Raw genomic sequence first — 405 nt, 5'->3', positions numbered from 1 at the left:
GCGCCGCCCCCGGACAGGATGGCGGGTCATGGGTGATAGTAGGACCAGGTGCGCTCAAGTATCAGGCTGGCCGCGTCCAGCCCTTTTTTCAGGGCAGTGAGCCGGCGGTATTCCTCGGGTCTTGCGCCTTGCTTCAGTTCCGCTTCGATGGCCGCGGCCTGCTCGGCGATAGCGGCGCCGATGGAAGATTTCAGTGAACCGGAGCGATCCTGTTCCAGTTGGGTCTCGATCTGCATCCGGATTCGCGGTTCGGGTTGGTTTTCCATTTCCGTCTCCGTGGTGACTCTCATGTTCGGGCGGCCCTTGCTCCGGGGCCTCGGTCAGACTCTCAGCATGCCGCCGTCCGGCAGCGCGGCCTCGCCCGTCTGCCGCTCCGCCGGACATTCGACAACACCTTGCAGCCGG

At 64.7% G+C, this 405-nt stretch carries 1 protein-coding gene; it reads right to left on the bottom strand.

What is annotated here, in order from left to right:
• Positions 1-26 precede the first annotated feature (26 nt).
• The gene (locus OXG98_18525; protein MCY3774007.1) at positions 27-266 is read right to left on the bottom strand and encodes a hypothetical protein; all 240 of its coding nucleotides are present in this window, start codon (positions 264-266) and stop codon (positions 27-29) included.
• Positions 267-405 lie beyond the last annotated feature (139 nt).

The sequence above is a fragment of the Gemmatimonadota bacterium genome (assembly GCA_026706345.1).
Classification (GTDB): Bacteria; JAAXHH01; JAAXHH01; order JAAXHH01; family JAAXHH01; genus JAAXHH01.
Note: the sequence above shows the minus strand (reverse complement) of the source record. Positions and strands in the feature narration are given on the sequence as shown.

What these genes read in the sequence shown, in the direction of transcription:
- OXG98_18525 (MCY3774007.1), bottom strand. Translation starts at nt 266, where the DNA reads ATGGAAAACCAACCCGAACCGCGAATCCGGATGCAGATCGAGACCCAA.